Source organism: Mesorhizobium sp. M4B.F.Ca.ET.214.01.1.1 (assembly GCF_004791545.1).
Taxonomy (GTDB): Bacteria; Pseudomonadota; Alphaproteobacteria; order Rhizobiales; family Rhizobiaceae; genus Mesorhizobium; species Mesorhizobium abyssinicae.
Window position 1 is genome coordinate 120,865 of record NZ_SRUX01000019.1, and the last position, 14,314, is coordinate 135,178.

Annotated in this window: 15 protein-coding genes and 1 pseudogene; 6 read left to right on the forward strand and 10 right to left on the reverse strand. The window is 65.6% G+C overall.

The window, feature by feature from the left end:
* Nucleotides 1-2 precede the first annotated feature (2 nt).
* The 3 genes and pseudogenes from EN857_RS29890 to EN857_RS29900 all read right to left on the reverse strand — a co-directional run bounded on the left by EN857_RS29890 (nucleotide 3) and on the right by EN857_RS29900 (nucleotide 1,358).
* Nucleotides 3-372, reverse strand: a pseudogene (locus EN857_RS29890) (YciI family protein).
* A 206-nt stretch (nucleotides 373-578) separates the two neighbouring features.
* Nucleotides 579-1,190, reverse strand: a complete 612-nt coding sequence (locus EN857_RS29895) for a DCC1-like thiol-disulfide oxidoreductase family protein (protein WP_245511357.1) — start codon at nucleotides 1,188-1,190, stop codon at nucleotides 579-581.
* Between the two features lie 21 nt (nucleotides 1,191-1,211).
* Nucleotides 1,212-1,358: a hypothetical protein gene (locus EN857_RS29900; protein ID WP_126057275.1), complete on the reverse strand. Its 147-nt coding sequence runs from the start codon at nucleotides 1,356-1,358 to the stop codon at nucleotides 1,212-1,214.
* A gap of 363 nt (nucleotides 1,359-1,721) precedes the next feature.
* Between EN857_RS29900 and EN857_RS29905 the strand changes: the two genes are divergently transcribed.
* Together EN857_RS29905 and ligD are read left to right on the forward strand one after the other, a co-directional pair.
* Nucleotides 1,722-2,585: a Ku protein gene (locus EN857_RS29905; RefSeq protein WP_135859521.1), complete on the forward strand. Its 864-nt coding sequence runs from the start codon at nucleotides 1,722-1,724 to the stop codon at nucleotides 2,583-2,585.
* A 12-nt stretch (nucleotides 2,586-2,597) separates the two neighbouring features.
* Nucleotides 2,598-5,099 (forward strand): DNA ligase D, encoded by a 2,502-nt coding sequence (gene ligD, locus EN857_RS29910; RefSeq protein WP_135859522.1) that lies wholly within the window; start codon nucleotides 2,598-2,600, stop codon nucleotides 5,097-5,099.
* Between the two features lie 5 nt (nucleotides 5,100-5,104).
* Here the strand turns inward: ligD and EN857_RS29915 are convergent, their stop codons facing one another.
* Nucleotides 5,105-5,779 carry a winged helix-turn-helix domain-containing protein gene (locus EN857_RS29915; RefSeq protein WP_135859523.1) on the reverse strand — a complete coding sequence of 225 codons (675 nt, stop codon included), beginning with the start codon at nucleotides 5,777-5,779 and terminating at the stop codon, nucleotides 5,105-5,107.
* Nucleotides 5,780-5,959: 180 nt separating this feature from the next.
* On the opposite strand from EN857_RS29915, the gene EN857_RS29920 reads away from it, so the two are divergent.
* Both EN857_RS29920 and EN857_RS29925 read left to right on the forward strand, forming a co-directional pair.
* The gene (locus EN857_RS29920; protein WP_135859524.1) at nucleotides 5,960-6,328 is read left to right on the forward strand and encodes an NIPSNAP family protein; all 369 of its coding nucleotides are present in this window, start codon (nucleotides 5,960-5,962) and stop codon (nucleotides 6,326-6,328) included.
* A complete protein-coding gene (locus EN857_RS29925; RefSeq protein ID WP_135859525.1) occupies nucleotides 6,325-6,669 on the forward strand; it encodes an antibiotic biosynthesis monooxygenase in 345 nt (114 codons plus the stop codon). Before EN857_RS29920 ends, EN857_RS29925 begins: the two co-directional genes overlap by 4 nt.
* Nucleotides 6,670-6,706: 37 nt before the next feature.
* On the opposite strand, the gene mbfA is transcribed toward EN857_RS29925, so the two are convergent.
* Nucleotides 6,707-7,690, reverse strand: coding sequence for an iron exporter MbfA (mbfA, locus tag EN857_RS29930; protein WP_135859526.1), 984 nt, complete (start codon nucleotides 7,688-7,690; stop codon nucleotides 6,707-6,709).
* A gap of 167 nt (nucleotides 7,691-7,857) precedes the next feature.
* Here mbfA and EN857_RS29935 point away from each other — a divergent pair, with 167 nt between their 5' ends.
* Together EN857_RS29935 and EN857_RS29940 are read left to right on the forward strand one after the other, a co-directional pair.
* Complete coding sequence (locus tag EN857_RS29935; RefSeq protein ID WP_135859527.1) at nucleotides 7,858-8,181, forward strand: hypothetical protein; 324 nt, start codon at nucleotides 7,858-7,860, stop codon at nucleotides 8,179-8,181.
* A gap of 251 nt (nucleotides 8,182-8,432) precedes the next feature.
* Nucleotides 8,433-9,410, forward strand: a complete 978-nt coding sequence (locus EN857_RS29940; RefSeq protein ID WP_135859528.1) for a threonine/serine dehydratase — start codon at nucleotides 8,433-8,435, stop codon at nucleotides 9,408-9,410.
* Nucleotides 9,411-9,452: 42 nt separating this feature from the next.
* Here EN857_RS29940 and EN857_RS29945 read toward each other — a convergent pair whose 3' ends face one another.
* The 5 genes from EN857_RS29945 to EN857_RS29965 form a co-directional block, all read right to left on the reverse strand.
* A complete protein-coding gene (locus EN857_RS29945) occupies nucleotides 9,453-10,418 on the reverse strand; it encodes an MBL fold metallo-hydrolase (RefSeq protein ID WP_135859529.1) in 966 nt (321 codons plus the stop codon).
* A gap of 95 nt (nucleotides 10,419-10,513) precedes the next feature.
* Nucleotides 10,514-11,650 (reverse strand): ABC transporter permease, encoded by a 1,137-nt coding sequence (locus EN857_RS29950; protein WP_127285449.1) that lies wholly within the window; start codon nucleotides 11,648-11,650, stop codon nucleotides 10,514-10,516.
* A gap of 8 nt (nucleotides 11,651-11,658) precedes the next feature.
* Entirely contained in the window at nucleotides 11,659-12,579 is a 921-nt protein-coding gene (locus EN857_RS29955; protein WP_135859530.1) for an ABC transporter ATP-binding protein, read from the reverse strand.
* Nucleotides 12,576-13,529 (reverse strand): HlyD family efflux transporter periplasmic adaptor subunit, encoded by a 954-nt coding sequence (locus EN857_RS29960; RefSeq protein WP_135859531.1) that lies wholly within the window; start codon nucleotides 13,527-13,529, stop codon nucleotides 12,576-12,578. The genes EN857_RS29955 and EN857_RS29960 overlap by 4 nt, the downstream gene beginning before the upstream one ends.
* Nucleotides 13,526-14,245, reverse strand: coding sequence for a CerR family C-terminal domain-containing protein (locus tag EN857_RS29965; protein ID WP_135859532.1), 720 nt, complete (start codon nucleotides 14,243-14,245; stop codon nucleotides 13,526-13,528). The genes EN857_RS29960 and EN857_RS29965 overlap by 4 nt, the downstream gene beginning before the upstream one ends.
* Nucleotides 14,246-14,314: the final 69 nt, after the last annotated feature.

Below are 14,314 nucleotides of genomic sequence, written 5' to 3' on the forward strand. Positions count from 1 at the left end.
GGTCAATTCGCGGAGGGATAGTCGCTCATTTCCCAGATCGGCCGCACCTCGATCGTGCCGGCGCTGGCGCCCGGGCAGCGCGCCGCCCAGGCGATGGCCGCGTCGGCGTCCTCGGCCTCGATCATGTAGAAGCCGGCGAGCTGCTCCTTGGTGTCGGCATAGGGGCCGTCGAGCACATTGGTCTTGCCGTCGGCCGTGCGCACCGCCGTTGCGGATTGCGTCGGCCGCAGCCGGTCGCCGGCGAGCCAGGCGCCGGATTTCTTCAAAGCCTCGGTATAGGCGCCATAGGCGGCGCTGAATCTGGTAGGTCTTCTCGCTCGGCGCGGTCGCCATCGCGGCTTCGTTTGCGTAGATCAAAAGCATGTATCGCATGGTCTTCTCCCGTTTTCTCGAAGGCCGCGTCATCGCCGGCCTGACCAATGTCGCCTGGGCCAGGCGGATTTCGACAGGTGCTGCGAAAATCTTTCGACCCGCGCGGCGCCTCGCGCAAGCGGGCGGCGATGATCCGTGAATTTGCGAGGATTGTCGGGAGGCCGAATCTCGCCGCCGGCCGGGCCCCCACCAGCCCTGGCGGGATTCTAGCCGATCAGCCGCTCCCGCAGTTCCGCCGACGGGATCTCGCAGCTGTCCGTCCTGCCGAACAGGGCGTAGCGATTCTTAGCGATGCGGTCGTAGAACCAGTCGCGCAGCGGCTGCGGCAGGGAGAGCAAAACCTTCGCCGCGCGCCATGGCCAGCCAAGCTCGGCCATCACGGCGATGAAGCCGTCCAGTTGGGTGAAGGCCTTTCCGTCGATCAGGGTGAGGCTGGTATCGTAGCTGTCGGTCGCCAGTCCGTGGGTGCGAAACAGCGCTTCGCCGAACGGCGACTGCGCCGTGGCGAAGCGGAAGCGCTTCCTGCGGTCGAACCGTACCACCGTTCGCACGAAACCCGAGCAGAACACGCAGACGCCGTCGAAGACGATCAGCGGCTGGGTTGCATCGTAAGCTTGCGGCGGAGGAAGGGGACGCTTCGGTTCGGGCTGGTCAATCATGTCGGCCCCGGCTGCTGGTGTCGTCAAGACACTAAGCCAGCCGGCGGCGGCGTCAAAGCGGTGGCGTTGTCGCACGTCGCCGATCGGCCAGCGCGGGGCGCTCGGCGCGATAGGTGGTTGCGCGATGGCTGTCGGCCGGTTTGCAGATCCGGCTGTCATGACGGCTCTCCAGCGTCATGATCAGTGCGCGCTGATGCCGAGCGAGTTGCCGCGGCGGGCGCAGGCCGGACCGGGGCCGCGCATGTAATAGCGCTCAGGCCGATAGGTCGGCGCGACGAATTCGCGGATGGCGGCGGCATAGCCGGCAATGTGGTTCCAGAACTTCATTTCCCTGTCCCTGTCCCGATTTCGGATGTCCCGTCCGAATTGCGGGCATCATAGCGTCGAGGCGTGAATAGTCGGTGAACGTGATGTTAATTTCTGGTCCGAAATGCCCTGCTTCGTGGCCGGAATGCGGCTGATTCGGGGTCTTTCAGAGCCATTTGCCGGCATTTTGCCCAATGTGACTTTTGCATCACATATGTTTCGTCTCGATGTCGTTCGGACGCGGTTCTGTTTCAGCCGCGCGCGCCTCGGCGAAATTTCCGTGCGCGGCCCAAGTCAGGGCCCTGTCTGGAAGCGGCCTGTCTCCCGGAACCGGAGCGGGCTCTGCCCGTTCTCGGTTGAACCACCCCGCTCACGGAGTTCGTCATGGCGCCGCGCCCGGCCTGGAAAGGCTATCTCAAGCTGTCGCTGGTCACTTGCGCCATCGAGCTGACCAACGTCGTCACCCACGCCGAAAAGGTCTCCTTCCGCATTCTCAACCGCAAGACCGGAAATACGGTGAAGCGCATCTATGTCGATGCCGAGACCGGCAAGCCGCTGGAGGAAGGCGACGAGATCAAGGGCTATGAGCTCGAGGACGGCGAGTTCATCCATATCGAGGAAGACGAGATCGAGGCCGTCCAGATCGAATCCTCGCATACGATGAGCCTCGACGGCTTCGTCGACAAGGCCTCGATCCGTCAGATCTACCTCGACACGCCCTATTATGTCTCGCCGGCGGACAAGGTGTCGGAGGAGGCCTTCGCCGTCATCCGCGACGCCATGGCGGGCAAGAAGAAGGCCGGCCTCGCCCGCATCGTGCTCTACCAGCGGGAACGCCCGGTGGTGATCGAGCCGCTCGGCAAGGGCATGGTGCTGACCACGCTTCGTTACGACAACACGGTGCGCCAGCCCGACAGCGTCTTTGGCGATATCAAGTCGGTCAAGACCGACGACGAGATGATAGACCTTGCCGAGCACATCATCGACCGGAAGGGAGCAAAATTCGATCCGTCGAAGTTCGACGACCGCTACGAGGATGCCCTGCTCGAGCTGATCCGCGCCAGGAAGGCCGGCAGGAAGGCGCCAAAGACCAAGGCACCGCCGAAGCCGTCCAATGTCGTCAACCTCTTCGACGCGCTGAAGAAGAGCCTGAACGCGGAAGGCGCGGGCAAGGCCGCGTCGAAGGCGAAGGCAAAGCCAAAGGCCGGACGCGGCAAGGCCTCCGCTCCGCGGCGCAAATCGGCATAGGAGGCCGCAGCCATGGCCAGCCTCGAGCAGTATCGGGCCAAGCGGGATTTCAGGAAGACCGCCGAGCCGGCCGGCAAGCTGTCGCGGAGCGGCAAGAAAGCCGCCGGCATCTTCGTCATCCACAAACATGCCGCGACAAGGCTGCACTACGACCTGCGCCTCGAGCATGACGGCGTGCTGTGGAGCTGGGCGGTGACGCGCGGCCCGAGCCTCGACCCGCACGAGAAGCGGCTGGCCGTGCATGTCGAGGACCACCCGATCGACTACGCGCCGTTCGAAGGCACCATCCCCAAGGGCGAGTATGGCGGCGGTTCGGTGATCGTCTGGGACGAGGGCAAATGGGTTCCGGAAGGCGATCCGGCCAAGGCGATGAAGAAGGGCCATATCGGCTTCGAGCTGGAAGGCCACAAATTGCATGGCCGCTGGCATCTCGTGCGGCTGAAGCCGCGCTCCGGCGAAAAGCGCGACAACTGGCTGCTGATCAAGTCCGACGATGCCGCCGCGCGTCCCGGCGAGGACATCCTGAAGCAGGAGCCGAAATCGGTGAAATCCGGCCTGACGATCGAGGAGGTCGGCGAGGGCAAGACGGCCAAGGGCGCGAAGCCGAAAGTCTGGCACTCCAACAAACCGGCAGCAGCCGGCAAGGCTAGAGCCGGGCCTGCCAAGCGGCTGGAGTTCATCGAGCCGCAGCTCGCCACGCTGGAGAAGGATGCGCCTTCCGGCGACGACTGGCTGCACGAGGTGAAATTCGACGGCTATCGCATGCAGGCGCAGATCGCCGGCAGCGAGGTGAGGCTGCTGACCCGCGCCGGCCTCGATTGGACCTCAAAATTCGACGGTCCGGTCACCGCAGCGCTTGCCGGCCTCAAATGCCGCGACGCCATCATCGATGGCGAGATCATCGTTTTGGCCGACAGCGGCGTGTCGTCCTTCGCCCTGCTGCAGGCCGATCTCTCCGCCCGCCGCGCCGATCGCTTCGTCTACTACGCCTTCGACCTGATGCGCCTCGACGGCAAGGACCTGCGCCGCGAGCCGCTGGTCGAGCGCAAGCAGGCGCTGGCGGAACTGCTCGGCGAGCAGCCGCCGGATTCGGCGCTGCGCTTCAGCGACCATTTCCACGAGCCGGGCAAGGTCATGCTGCAGCATGTCTGCCGCATGGGTCTCGAAGGCGTGGTTTCCAAACGCGCCGACGCGCCTTACCGCAGCGGCCGCGGTCTTAGCTGGGTGAAGTCGAAATGCACGCTGCGGCAGGAATTCGTCATCGGCGGCTACCTGCCCTCGGACAAGACCGGGCGCGGCCTGCGCTCGCTGCTGGTCGGCTATCATGAGGGCGGCAAGCTGCACTATGCCGGCCGCGTCGGCACCGGCTTTTCCGGCAAGATGGCCGCCGACCTCAAGAAAAGACTCGACGGACTCACCGCAAAAACGTCGCCCTTCTCCGCCGCCGTGCCGAAGGGCAAGGGGCTGGTCTGGGTCGAGCCCGATCTTGTCGGCGAAGTGGAGTTCCGCAGCTGGACCTCGGACCGTATAATACGTCACGCCTCGTTCCAGGGGCTGCGCGAAGACAAGCCGGCGGAGGAAGTCGTGCAGGAGAAGCCCAGTAAAGCCGCCGGCAAGGGCGCGACCGAGGCGAAGGCGGCGCCAAACGCTGCGTCAGCCAAGACCTCGGTGAAGCTCTCCCACCCGGAGAAGCTCTTGTGGCCCGACGAGAAGGTCTCCAAGCAGGATCTGCTCGACCATTACGCGCTGGTCTGGCCGCGCATGGAACAATTCGTCGTCAACCGGCCGCTCAGCCTGGTGCGGGCGCCGGACGGCATCGGCGGCCAGCGCTTCTTCCAGAAACACGCCTCGCCCGGCATGAGCGACAAGATCGCCAGGATGAAGGATCCGACCGATGGCGAGGAGATCCTCTACATCAAGGATTTCGACGGCATCGCCGCGCTGGTCCAGTACGGCGTCGTCGAGGTGCATATCTGGGGCTGCACGATCGACGCGCTGGAAAAGCCCGACCAGATCATTTTCGACCTCGATCCCGATGAGGGCGTCGACGTCAAGGCGGTGCGCGAGGCGGCGCTCGACATCCGGGGCAAGCTGGACGAGCTTTCGCTCGCCAATCTGGTCAAGACCTCCGGCGGCAAGGGCTATCACGTGCTGGTGCCGCTGAAGCCGTCGGCGGATTGGGACGAGGTCAAGGACTTCGCCCATGATTTCGCCCGCGCGCTGGAGCAGGCTTCGCCCGACCGCTACACCGCGACGCTGTCGAAGAAGGCGCGCACGGGCAGGATCTTCGTCGACTATCTGCGCAACGGCCGCGGCTCGACCACGGTCGCGCCTTACTCGTCGCGCGCCAAGAAGGGCGCCACCGTGTCGATGCCGGTGACCTGGCCGGAACTCGAGAAGGGGCTGGCGCCCAACGCCTTCCCGCTCGGCGATTCCACCACGCTGGAGCAGTTGAAGAAGGCCGATCCATGGAAGGATTTCTTCAAGCTCGGCAAGCCGTTGCAGCGCGGCTAGGGAAATCAGGCCAGAAACACCCTCTCGAACGCTTGCCTGCCTGTCGGCGAGAATACCACCGCGCGGCTGCCCTTTTCGCGCCGCGCCCATTTCTCGGCGATGATCTTGTCGAGGATTGCGGCGCCCAGCGTGCCCGCGAGGTGCGAGCGCCTGACGCTCCAGTCGAGGCAGGCACGGCACACCGGCCGCCTAGCCTTGGCCTCGACATCGATGCCGAGCGCGGAAAAATGCGAGGCCGCCGCCGGGCCAAGCCTGATCTCGCTGTCGTCGCGCAGCAACACCTCCCTGTCGATCAGGCGGTCGAGCATCGCCACCGCCTGCTCGCCGGCGAGATGGTCGTAGCACACCCGCGCCACCCGCATCGCGGCGTCGCGCGGGCCGGGCCGCACACGCTTGGGGCCGACCGCTTCGGCGACGCCGATGATCGCCTCGATCATGCCGGCGACTTGCGGCCCGGCGAGCCCGTAATAGCGATGGCGTCCCTGGCTGGCCAAGCTCAGCAGTCCGCCCTCCATCAGCTTCGACAGATGCGAGGAGGCGGTGGGCAGCGACACGCCGGCCTCCAGCGCCAGCTCGGAGGCGGTCAACGCCGTGCCGCCCATCAGCGCGGTGAGCATGTTGGCGCGGGCCGGATCGCCGACCAGGCTGGCGATGCGGGCGATATCTGGTCCTTCACGCATAGTTCGATCCTTGTCGAAGCATTCCTGCGAGGAAATCACTATTGTCGGTTTAGTTCAAGGAGCGGACGACGATGCAAAACACCACTCCTGACATGAGCTGAATAGCACGCTGACGGAAGCGATGTTTCGACCGCGCTCGAACTGTCGTCACTGCAAATCCAACCTGACGAGGAGACCGCCATGACCATCACCTGCTTCATTCGCTACGAGATCGATCCGTTCGGCAAGGCGGCCTTCGAGGACTATGCGCGTGCCTGGGGCCAGGCCATCCCGCGCTGCGGCGCCGACCTCATCGGCTATTTCGCGCCGCACGAGGGTTCGGCGACCACGGCCTATGCCGCCTACAACATCGACAATCTCGCGGCCTATGAGGCCTACCGCGCCCGGCTTGCCGCCGACCCGGCCGGCAAGGCGAACTACGAGTTCGCCCGGCGCGAGAAGTTCATCCTCAAGGAGGACCGCATCTTCCTCAAGCTGGTGTCGGGCCCGCACGGACCGCGGCAATTGTTCCGCACCGACGTCACGGTCAAGGAAGGGATAGAGGCATGATCGCCGTCATCTTCGAGGTCGAGCCGGCGGCGGGCCGGCGCGAGGCCTATCTCGGCATCGCCGCCGAGCTCCGGCCCCTGCTCGACGGCATCGACGGCTTCATCTCGATCGAGCGCTTCCAGAGCCTCGCCGATCCGAACCGCGTGCTGTCGCTGTCCTTCTGGCGCGACGAGGATGCGGTGAAGGCCTGGCGCAACACCGAGGAGCACCGGCAGGCGCAGCAGGCCGGCCGCGGCGGAATCTTTGCCGGCTACCGTCTGCGCATCGCCCACGTCGTGCGCGACTACGGCCTGACGGAGAGGGCCGAGGCGCCGGCGGATAGCAAGGCGGCGAATGGGTAGCGCCTTCCCCCACAAGGGGGGAAGGGAGAGGCTCCGCTCAGGCATTCCCGATCAGCACGCCGGCCGTGAACACCAGCGCGCCGCCCAGCACCACCTGGAAGGCGGCGCGCCAGAACGGTGTCTGCATGTAGCGGTTCTGCACGAAGGCGATCGCCCACAGTTCGAAGAACACCACCACGGCGGCGACCGCCGTCGCCGTCCAGAAGAACGGGATGAGATAGGGCAGCGCGTGGCCGAGACCGCCGAGCGTCGTCATGATGCCGACGGTCAGCCCGCGTTTGATCGGCGAGCCGCGGCCGGACAGCTTGCCGTCGTCGGACGCGACCTCGGTGAAGCCCATCGAGATGCCGGCGCCGATCGAGGCGGCAAGCCCGACCAGGAAGGTCTGGAATGTGTCGTGCGTGGCGAAGGCAGCGGCGAAGATCGGCGCCAGCGTCGACACCGATCCGTCCATCAGCCCGGCCAGTCCCGGCTGCACATAGGTGAGGATGAACTGCCGCTGCTCGGCCGTCGCCTCCTCGATCTTGATCTCACCCGAGACATGCTCCTGTTCCAGTTGATGCGCCGAGCTCTCGTGGCCCTGCTCGGCCACCGCCAGTTCGTCGAGCAGTTTGCGGGTCGAGGCATCGGTGGTGCGCTTGGCGGCCTCGACATAGAAGCGGTAGGCCTGCTGTTCCATCGCCTCGGCCTGCCGGCGCACGGTTTCGATGCCGAGCGGCCTGACCAGCCAGTCGGGCTTGCGCTCGTAATAGCCCCTGACATGCTCGCGCCGGATCAGCGGAATGCGCTCGCCGAAACGCTTGCGGTAGAGCTCGATCAGCGAATCGCGGTGGCCGTCCTCTTCCTCCGCCATCGCCTCGAACACCTTGGCCGATTGCGGAAAATCTTCCGCCAGCCCGTCGGCATAGGCGCGGTAGATGCGCCCGTCATCCTCCTCCGACGATATGGCCAGCGCCAGGATCTCCTGCTCGGAGAGCGAATCGAAGGAACGGCGGCCAAAGCCGAAAACACGTGAAAGCATGAGCATGTCACTCTAGATTAGAATTATTCTAAACTATGGTTTGACCCGTTGCCGGTCAATCGCGCATCGTCCGCCGGAACAAAATTAGTTGATCCGGGACAGGCCTTCATTGTTGCCGAACGTTCACCTATATAACCGAACCTAAGCCGAAAGAAAGGAATTCCCGGATGTCGCCGAAAGAGCATGCGCACGCCTTTGATCCGAAACCCGTCCTCGATCTCATCGCCAGCATCGAGGCCGACCTGCAGCGCCTGAAAGGCCTGGTCGAGCAGCAGGTCGAGAAATTCGATCCCGCCAATCCGCACAACAAGGCTCCCGACGGCAAGCTGACGGAAGAGGGCGTCGAGTGCTGCTACCGCATGTTCGACAATGGCAAGTCGCGCTATTCGGTCGCCCAGCAGATGAAGATCTCATTCGCCGCCGCCACCCACCGCTTCAACGCCTGGCGCAAGCTCGGCGGCAGCAAGAGGCAAAGGACGCTGTTGGGGTGAGAGGCGGCCACTTGCCACCCTCGGCTGGCCGTAGCCTCAGCGCCATTCTTGCAACGTTGGTGATTGGCGAAAGCCGCGATGACAGCGCCCTCTCCCCGTCACTGTACGGGGAGAGGAAGCCGGCAGGCAGGTGAGGGACGGTGCCAACTGGAGCCATAATCCGCCAACCTTGTAACCGTCACATTTTTTCGTTGGCGCGCCGCGGCCTTTTCCGTGCACCATGAGCGATCTGTTTGCTCAAGGCCGCGCCCATGACCGTCCCTCCCGGCATCGCCGATATCCGCAACGCCGCCACGCGCCTCTCCGGCCTGATCGTCGAGACGCCGCTGATCGAATCACCGGAGCTCAACAAGCGCTTCGGCGGCCGCATCCTGTTCAAGCCGGAGACGCTGCAGCGCACCGGCTCGTTCAAATTCCGCGGCGCCTACAACAAACTGTCGTCGCTGAGCGAGGCGGAGCGCGGTCGCGGCGTCGTCGCCTTCTCCTCGGGCAATCACGCGCAGGGCGTCGCCGCTTCCGCCGCGATGTTCGGCGTCAAGGCGGTCATCGCCATGCCGGCCGACGCGCCGGCGATGAAGATCGGCAATGTCCGCAAGATGGGCGCCGAGGTGGTTCCGTTCGACCGCTTTCGCGATGACCGCATGACGGTGGTTCGTCCCTGGCTGGACAAGGGCATGGCGCTGGTTCCGCCCTTCGACGATCCGGCAATCATCGCCGGCCAGGGCACCATCGGTCTCGAGCTGATGGCCCAGGCCAGAGCTCTCGGCGTCAGCCTCGACGCGGTCGTCATTCCCTGTGGCGGCGGCGGCCTGTCGAGCGGCATCTCCGTTGCCGTCAAGGATGCCTCGCCGGACACAGCGGTCTGGGCCGCCGAACCGGAACATTTCGACGACACCCGCCGTTCGCTGGCCAAGGGCGAGAGGGTCGCCAACGAGCCCGGCCACACCTCGATCTGCGACGCCATCCTCACCGCCGAGCCCGGCGCCATCACCTTCGAGATCAACCGCAAAAACCTCGCCGGCGCTGTCGCCGTGTCCGACAAGGCGACGGCGCAGGCAATGCGCGACGCCATGGCGTTCCTGAAGCTGGTGGTCGAGCCCGGCGGCTGCGTGGGCCTCGCCGCGCTCTCGTCCGGCGAGATCGATCTCGCAGGCAAATGCGTCGCTGTCGTGCTCTCCGGCGGCAATGTCGATTTCGGCACCTATGCGGAGATCATGGCGGCAGCTTAGGGGGCTGCCGGCATTGGACGCCAGAGTCGTTGGTTGGAGCCGTCAAAGCAAAAACGTCTTGCCGACCACGGATGGAGCGACCGTCTCGCCATAGGCGGCCGCGAGCGCGCTTACGGCCCGCCAGCCCGTGCAATGCCCGGGCGATATCAGCTGCAGGTCGAACTCGGCCAGCGCTTCGACCGTCTCGGGGATGATCGGCTCGGTCACCCCCGAGAGGTGGAAGCCGCCGAACACGCCGTAGAGCGGAATTTCCGGAAACCGAGCCCGGGCGTGGGTCAGGACGTTGATCAGGCCGGCGTGCGAGCAGGCGGTGAAGACGATTTGCCCCTTGCCGGCCACGTTGATTGTCAAATAGCGCTCGTCCGGCATCACTTCGTCCAGTTCCCAGTTGCCTGCGGCGGTCTGGCGATACTGGCCGGGAAAGCCGCGCTCGAACCGGGTCACGCGTGGGATCTCGCCGCTGACATAGAACGTCTCGTCAAGAAGCAACTGCTCGTCGCGGGTGACGATGACATCGGCCCCGCTCCCGGACAGGACCTCCACGCTCGGCACCAGTTCCATCGGCCGAAACTGCCCATCGGCGGATTTGGTCGCCCGCAAGGCGAACATGGCGGGATGCATGTAGGTCGGGACGGGCTGCCCGCCATTGCCCATCGTGATCATCTGCAGGGCGCGCGGCATTGCGCCCGCGTGATCCCAGTGCCCATGCGACAGCATTACCGCCCCAACCTCCCCGAGATCGACGCCGAGCCTGACCGCGTTGCGCTCGAACACCCATTCCTCGGGCCCGGTGTCGAACAGCAGCGTGCGGCTGGCCGATGCCGTCCGCACGGTGATCAGGCAGGAAAGCCCATGCGCGGCGCAGCACAGGCATTTGCCGGACAGCCATGGCATGCCGCGACGGCGAAGGCGGGCGAACTCGGTCTCGACGAAGCCGGGGCTCGATGACAGGCTGTCCGTCGCGTTGTCGACGAGAAAGATGACCTCTGCCGTATCGACGACCCTCATCGGACCAGCTCTGATGATACAGGGACCACCACTCTATCGCATTCGAGTGTCCGGCACAGCCGCGACAAGCGTGCGGAGCCCATGCCTTGCCGGGCCTAATCCAGCGTCCGCCTGAACCGCACCAGCGCCACGCCGGCGAACAGCGCCACGAACAGCACCAGCCAGCCGATCTCGGTCGCCACCGCCGGCAGCTCGGCGCCCTTCAGCATCACCGCGCGGATGATGCGCAGGAAATGCGTCAGCGGCAGGATCTCGCCGAACAGCTGCGCCCAGCCCGGCATGCCGCGATAGGGGAACATGAAGCCCGACAGCATGATCGAGGGCAGGAAGAAGAAGAAGGTCAGCTGCAGCGCCTGCATCTGCGTGCGGGCAATGGTCGAAATGGTGTAGCCGAGCAGCACCAGCGCCAGCACGAAGATCAGCACGGCGGTCAACAGCAGCGAGATCGAGCCGGTGAACGGGATGGTGAACAAGAGCTTCGCCGCCGCCAGCACCACCACCACCTGCACGGCGCCGACCACCAGATAGGGCAGCACCTTGCCCATCATGATCTCGAGCGGGCTGGAGGGCATGGCGAGCAGATTCTCCATCGTGCCGCGCTCGGTCTCGCGCGTCAGCGCGATCGACGTCATCATCACCATCGTCATCTGCAGGATGACGCCGAGCAGGCCGGGCACGATGTTGTATTGCGAGATGCCCTCGGGATTGTAGCGCCGGTGCACCACCACTTCGAGCTGGCCCTTGGCGGTTTCCGCCGCCGCCTCCTGCATGCCGCGCGCCCGAAGCAGCGCCTGGTTGGCGACCGTGCCCAGCGTCGAGATGGCGCCGCTCGCCACCGCCGGGTCGGTGGCGTCGGCCTCGATCAGGATCTGCGGACTGTCGCCGCGCTCGACGCGGCGGGCGAAGTCGGCGGGAATGGTGACGACGAAGGCGACGTCGCCGCGCGACATCAGGAACTCGGCCTCGGCGGCACTTTGCGCGACATGGTCGAAGCGGTAGTAGCCGGTGGTCTGCAGCGCCGAGACCATGGCCCGCGTGTAGGGATCGCTGCTCGTCGCCACCAGCGCCGCCGGCAGGCTCTTCGGATCGTTGTTGATGGCATAGCCGAACAGCACCAGCTGCATCAGCGGTACGCCCAGCATCATGGCAAAGGTGATGCGGTCGCGCCGCATCTGGATGAACTCCTTGATCAGCAGCGCGCCGAGCCTGGCGAAGGAGAACAGGGCGCTCATCCTGTTTTTCATCCCATATTGTCCTTCGAGCCGGCCATGAACTGGATGAACACGTCCTCGAGGCTGGTTTCGCCCGGCGTCACCGTCACGCCCTTGTGCTGCTTCTCGACATCGGCGAGCGCCGCCTTGAGCGCCTGTTTGTCGGAGCCGACGACATGCAGCGTCGCGCCGAACGGCGCCACCTGGTCGACGCCGGCGCGGCCCTGCAGCGCCTCCGCGACCTGGTCGAGACGCGGACCCTGCACCACGAAGGTGGTGAGCCCGGCATTCTTCACCACCTCTTCCACCGTGCCGGTGGCCAGCATCTTGCCGTAGGAGATGTAGCTGATGCGGTGGCAGCGCTCGGCTTCGTCCATGTAGTGGGTCGAGACCAGCACGGTCAGGCCGCCGCTCGCCAGCCGGTGGATCTCGTCCCAGAATTCGCGCCTCGCCTTGGGATCGACCCCGGCCGTCGGCTCGTCGAGCAGGAGCAGCTTCGGCTTGTGCATGATGCAGGCGGCGAGCGCCAGCCGCTGCTTCCAGCCGCCCGACAGCGTGCCGGCGAGCTGGTTGCGGCGCGTCGTCAGGCCAAGCTCCTCCAGCGTCCGCGCCACATGCTCCTCGACCGGTCTCAGCTGGTAGAGCCGGGCCACGAATTCGAGGTTCTCGCCGATCGTCAGGTCCTCGTAGAACGAGAATTTCTGCGTCATGTAGCCGACTTCGCGCTTGATGCTGAGCGAGTCGGTGCGGATGTCGAAGCCGAGCACCGTGCCCTCGCCCTCGTCTGGCGTCAGCAGCCCGCACATGATGCGGATGGTCGTCGTCTTGCCGGAGCCGTTCGGCCCAAGGAAGCCGACGATCTCGCCTTCGGCCACCGTCATCGTCACATGGTCGACGACGGTCTTGTTGCCGAAGCGCTTGACCAGGCCATGGACGTCGATGACGTTCATTTTCCGGCATCCGCCAGGTCGACGTCGACGATCTGCCCGGGCTGCAGCGGGCCGGCATCGCCCTCGGGTCGCGCCTCGACCAGGAAGACCAGCTTCTGCCGGTTCTCCAGCGAATAGATCACCGGCGGCGTGAACTCCGGGTCCGGCGACACATAGCTGACGCGCGCTTTCAGCTCGGGCCCGCAGCCGTCGCAATGAACGCTGAGCAGCGCGCCGACCTTGACCGACGAGAAGGCGCTTTCCGGCACATAGACGCTGAGCTTCACGGCTCCGTCCGGCAGCAGGGAGACGACCGGAGCGGTCGGGCCGGCGGTGTCGCCCGGATTGCGGATCACGTCGTTGACGCGGCCGGGCGAGGGCGCCGTCAGCACGCGTTTCGACAGCCGCCACTGAGCCTGTTCCAGCGCCGACTGCGCCTGCTTGACCTGGTTGTCGGCGGCCTTGATCGTCTCTGGCCGCGCCGGCAGTCCGCCGACGGCGAGGTTGGCCTCGGCCTGGCCGAGCTGCGCGTTGGCTGTCTCCAGCGCGGCCGACGCCGTGTCATAGTCGGCCTGCGTGCCGGTGCCGCGCTTGTAGAGGTCGCTGGCGCGATCGTAGCGGCGCTTGGCGTCGGCGGCCTGCGCCCTCGCCATGTCGACTTGCGCCTTGAGCACGGCGATCTCTTCCGGGCGCTTGCCGACTTGCAGGTCGGCAAGTTGCGCCTCGGCCTGCGCAAGCGCTGCCTCGGCCTGCGCCACGGCGATTTTGGCGTCGGCGCTTTCCAGCGTCACCACGGTCGCGCCCGGCGCGACGCGGTCGCCGCGCTTGACGGCGACCGTCTCCACCTGCGCCACTTCGATCGGCGCCAAAAGCACATAGTCGCCCTCGACATAGCCGACGGCGAGCGGCGCCGCCGGCGCGCAGGCGCCGAACAGCTGGGCGGCAAGCGGCAGCGAACAAAGCAAGCTCATGGTTTGCCCTCCTTGCGGGCGGCGTTGCTGCGGGCAGCCAGATTGCGGGCGGCCAGAATTGCGCCGAGATTGTCCGAGGCGACCGCCACCACCTTGGCGGCCTCGGCCTCGCCGATCTCGCGCCAGCCCATCCGGCGCATCACCGCCTCGCGGCCGATGCGGAAATAGATGACCTGGCCGATCAGCGTGAACACCGTGAGCCGGGTGCGCTCGCTCTCGGCCGGCTCGCCCGTCGCCTGCTCCCAGATCATGCAAAGCCTGCGGTGCGTCGGCTCGAACACGCCGGCATAGATGCGGTCGAGCGCGGCCGTCGGATGGGAAAGCTCCCTAAGTACGAATTGTACGATCTCGCCGGCTTGCGGGCTGGCAACGATGAAGGCCACCATCCGCTCCAGCGCGGCGAAGAGCTGCGCCCGCGCCGCTTCCGGACCAGCCTGACTTCCAATTCCCTGACTTCCAACGGCTTGGCCGGCAATCGTCTGGATCGTGTCGACGATGTAATCGGCGGCGGCGGTGCGCAGTCCTTCCTTGCCGCCGAAATGATAGGCGATCGAGCCGATATTGGCCTTGGCCTCGGCGGCGATCTCGCGCGTCGAGGTGCCGTCATAGCCTTGCCGCCCGAACAGCTTGAGCGCCGCGTGCACGAGCGCGGCGCGTGTCTGCTCGGCGGGAGAAGCTTCGCGATGGGAAGGTTTGGCGCTCGTTTTCTTGCTCATGATATTCGTTTAATCAATCGATTGATTAAAGTCAAATTGATTCTCGGCATCGGCTTGCCATGTTGGTCC

Bases quoted from the DNA above. Each gene is read 5' to 3' on its own strand.
- EN857_RS29895 (WP_245511357.1), bottom strand. From the start codon at position 1,190: ATGACAGCCGGATCTGCAAACCGGCCGACAGCCATCGCGCAACCACCT.
- EN857_RS29900 (WP_126057275.1), bottom strand. From the start codon at position 1,358: ATGAAGTTCTGGAACCACATTGCCGGCTATGCCGCCGCCATCCGCGAA.
- EN857_RS29905 (WP_135859521.1), top strand. From the start codon at position 1,722: ATGGCGCCGCGCCCGGCCTGGAAAGGCTATCTCAAGCTGTCGCTGGTC.
- ligD (WP_135859522.1), top strand. From the start codon at position 2,598: ATGGCCAGCCTCGAGCAGTATCGGGCCAAGCGGGATTTCAGGAAGACC.
- EN857_RS29915 (WP_135859523.1), bottom strand. From the start codon at position 5,779: ATGCGTGAAGGACCAGATATCGCCCGCATCGCCAGCCTGGTCGGCGAT.
- EN857_RS29920 (WP_135859524.1), top strand. From the start codon at position 5,960: ATGACCATCACCTGCTTCATTCGCTACGAGATCGATCCGTTCGGCAAG.
- EN857_RS29925 (WP_135859525.1), top strand. From the start codon at position 6,325: ATGATCGCCGTCATCTTCGAGGTCGAGCCGGCGGCGGGCCGGCGCGAG.
- mbfA (WP_135859526.1), bottom strand. From the start codon at position 7,690: ATGCTTTCACGTGTTTTCGGCTTTGGCCGCCGTTCCTTCGATTCGCTC.
- EN857_RS29935 (WP_135859527.1), top strand. From the start codon at position 7,858: ATGTCGCCGAAAGAGCATGCGCACGCCTTTGATCCGAAACCCGTCCTC.
- EN857_RS29940 (WP_135859528.1), top strand. From the start codon at position 8,433: ATGACCGTCCCTCCCGGCATCGCCGATATCCGCAACGCCGCCACGCGC.
- EN857_RS29945 (WP_135859529.1), bottom strand. From the start codon at position 10,418: ATGAGGGTCGTCGATACGGCAGAGGTCATCTTTCTCGTCGACAACGCG.
- EN857_RS29950 (WP_127285449.1), bottom strand. From the start codon at position 11,650: ATGAGCGCCCTGTTCTCCTTCGCCAGGCTCGGCGCGCTGCTGATCAAG.
- EN857_RS29955 (WP_135859530.1), bottom strand. From the start codon at position 12,579: ATGAACGTCATCGACGTCCATGGCCTGGTCAAGCGCTTCGGCAACAAG.
- EN857_RS29960 (WP_135859531.1), bottom strand. From the start codon at position 13,529: ATGAGCTTGCTTTGTTCGCTGCCGCTTGCCGCCCAGCTGTTCGGCGCC.
- EN857_RS29965 (WP_135859532.1), bottom strand. From the start codon at position 14,245: ATGAGCAAGAAAACGAGCGCCAAACCTTCCCATCGCGAAGCTTCTCCC.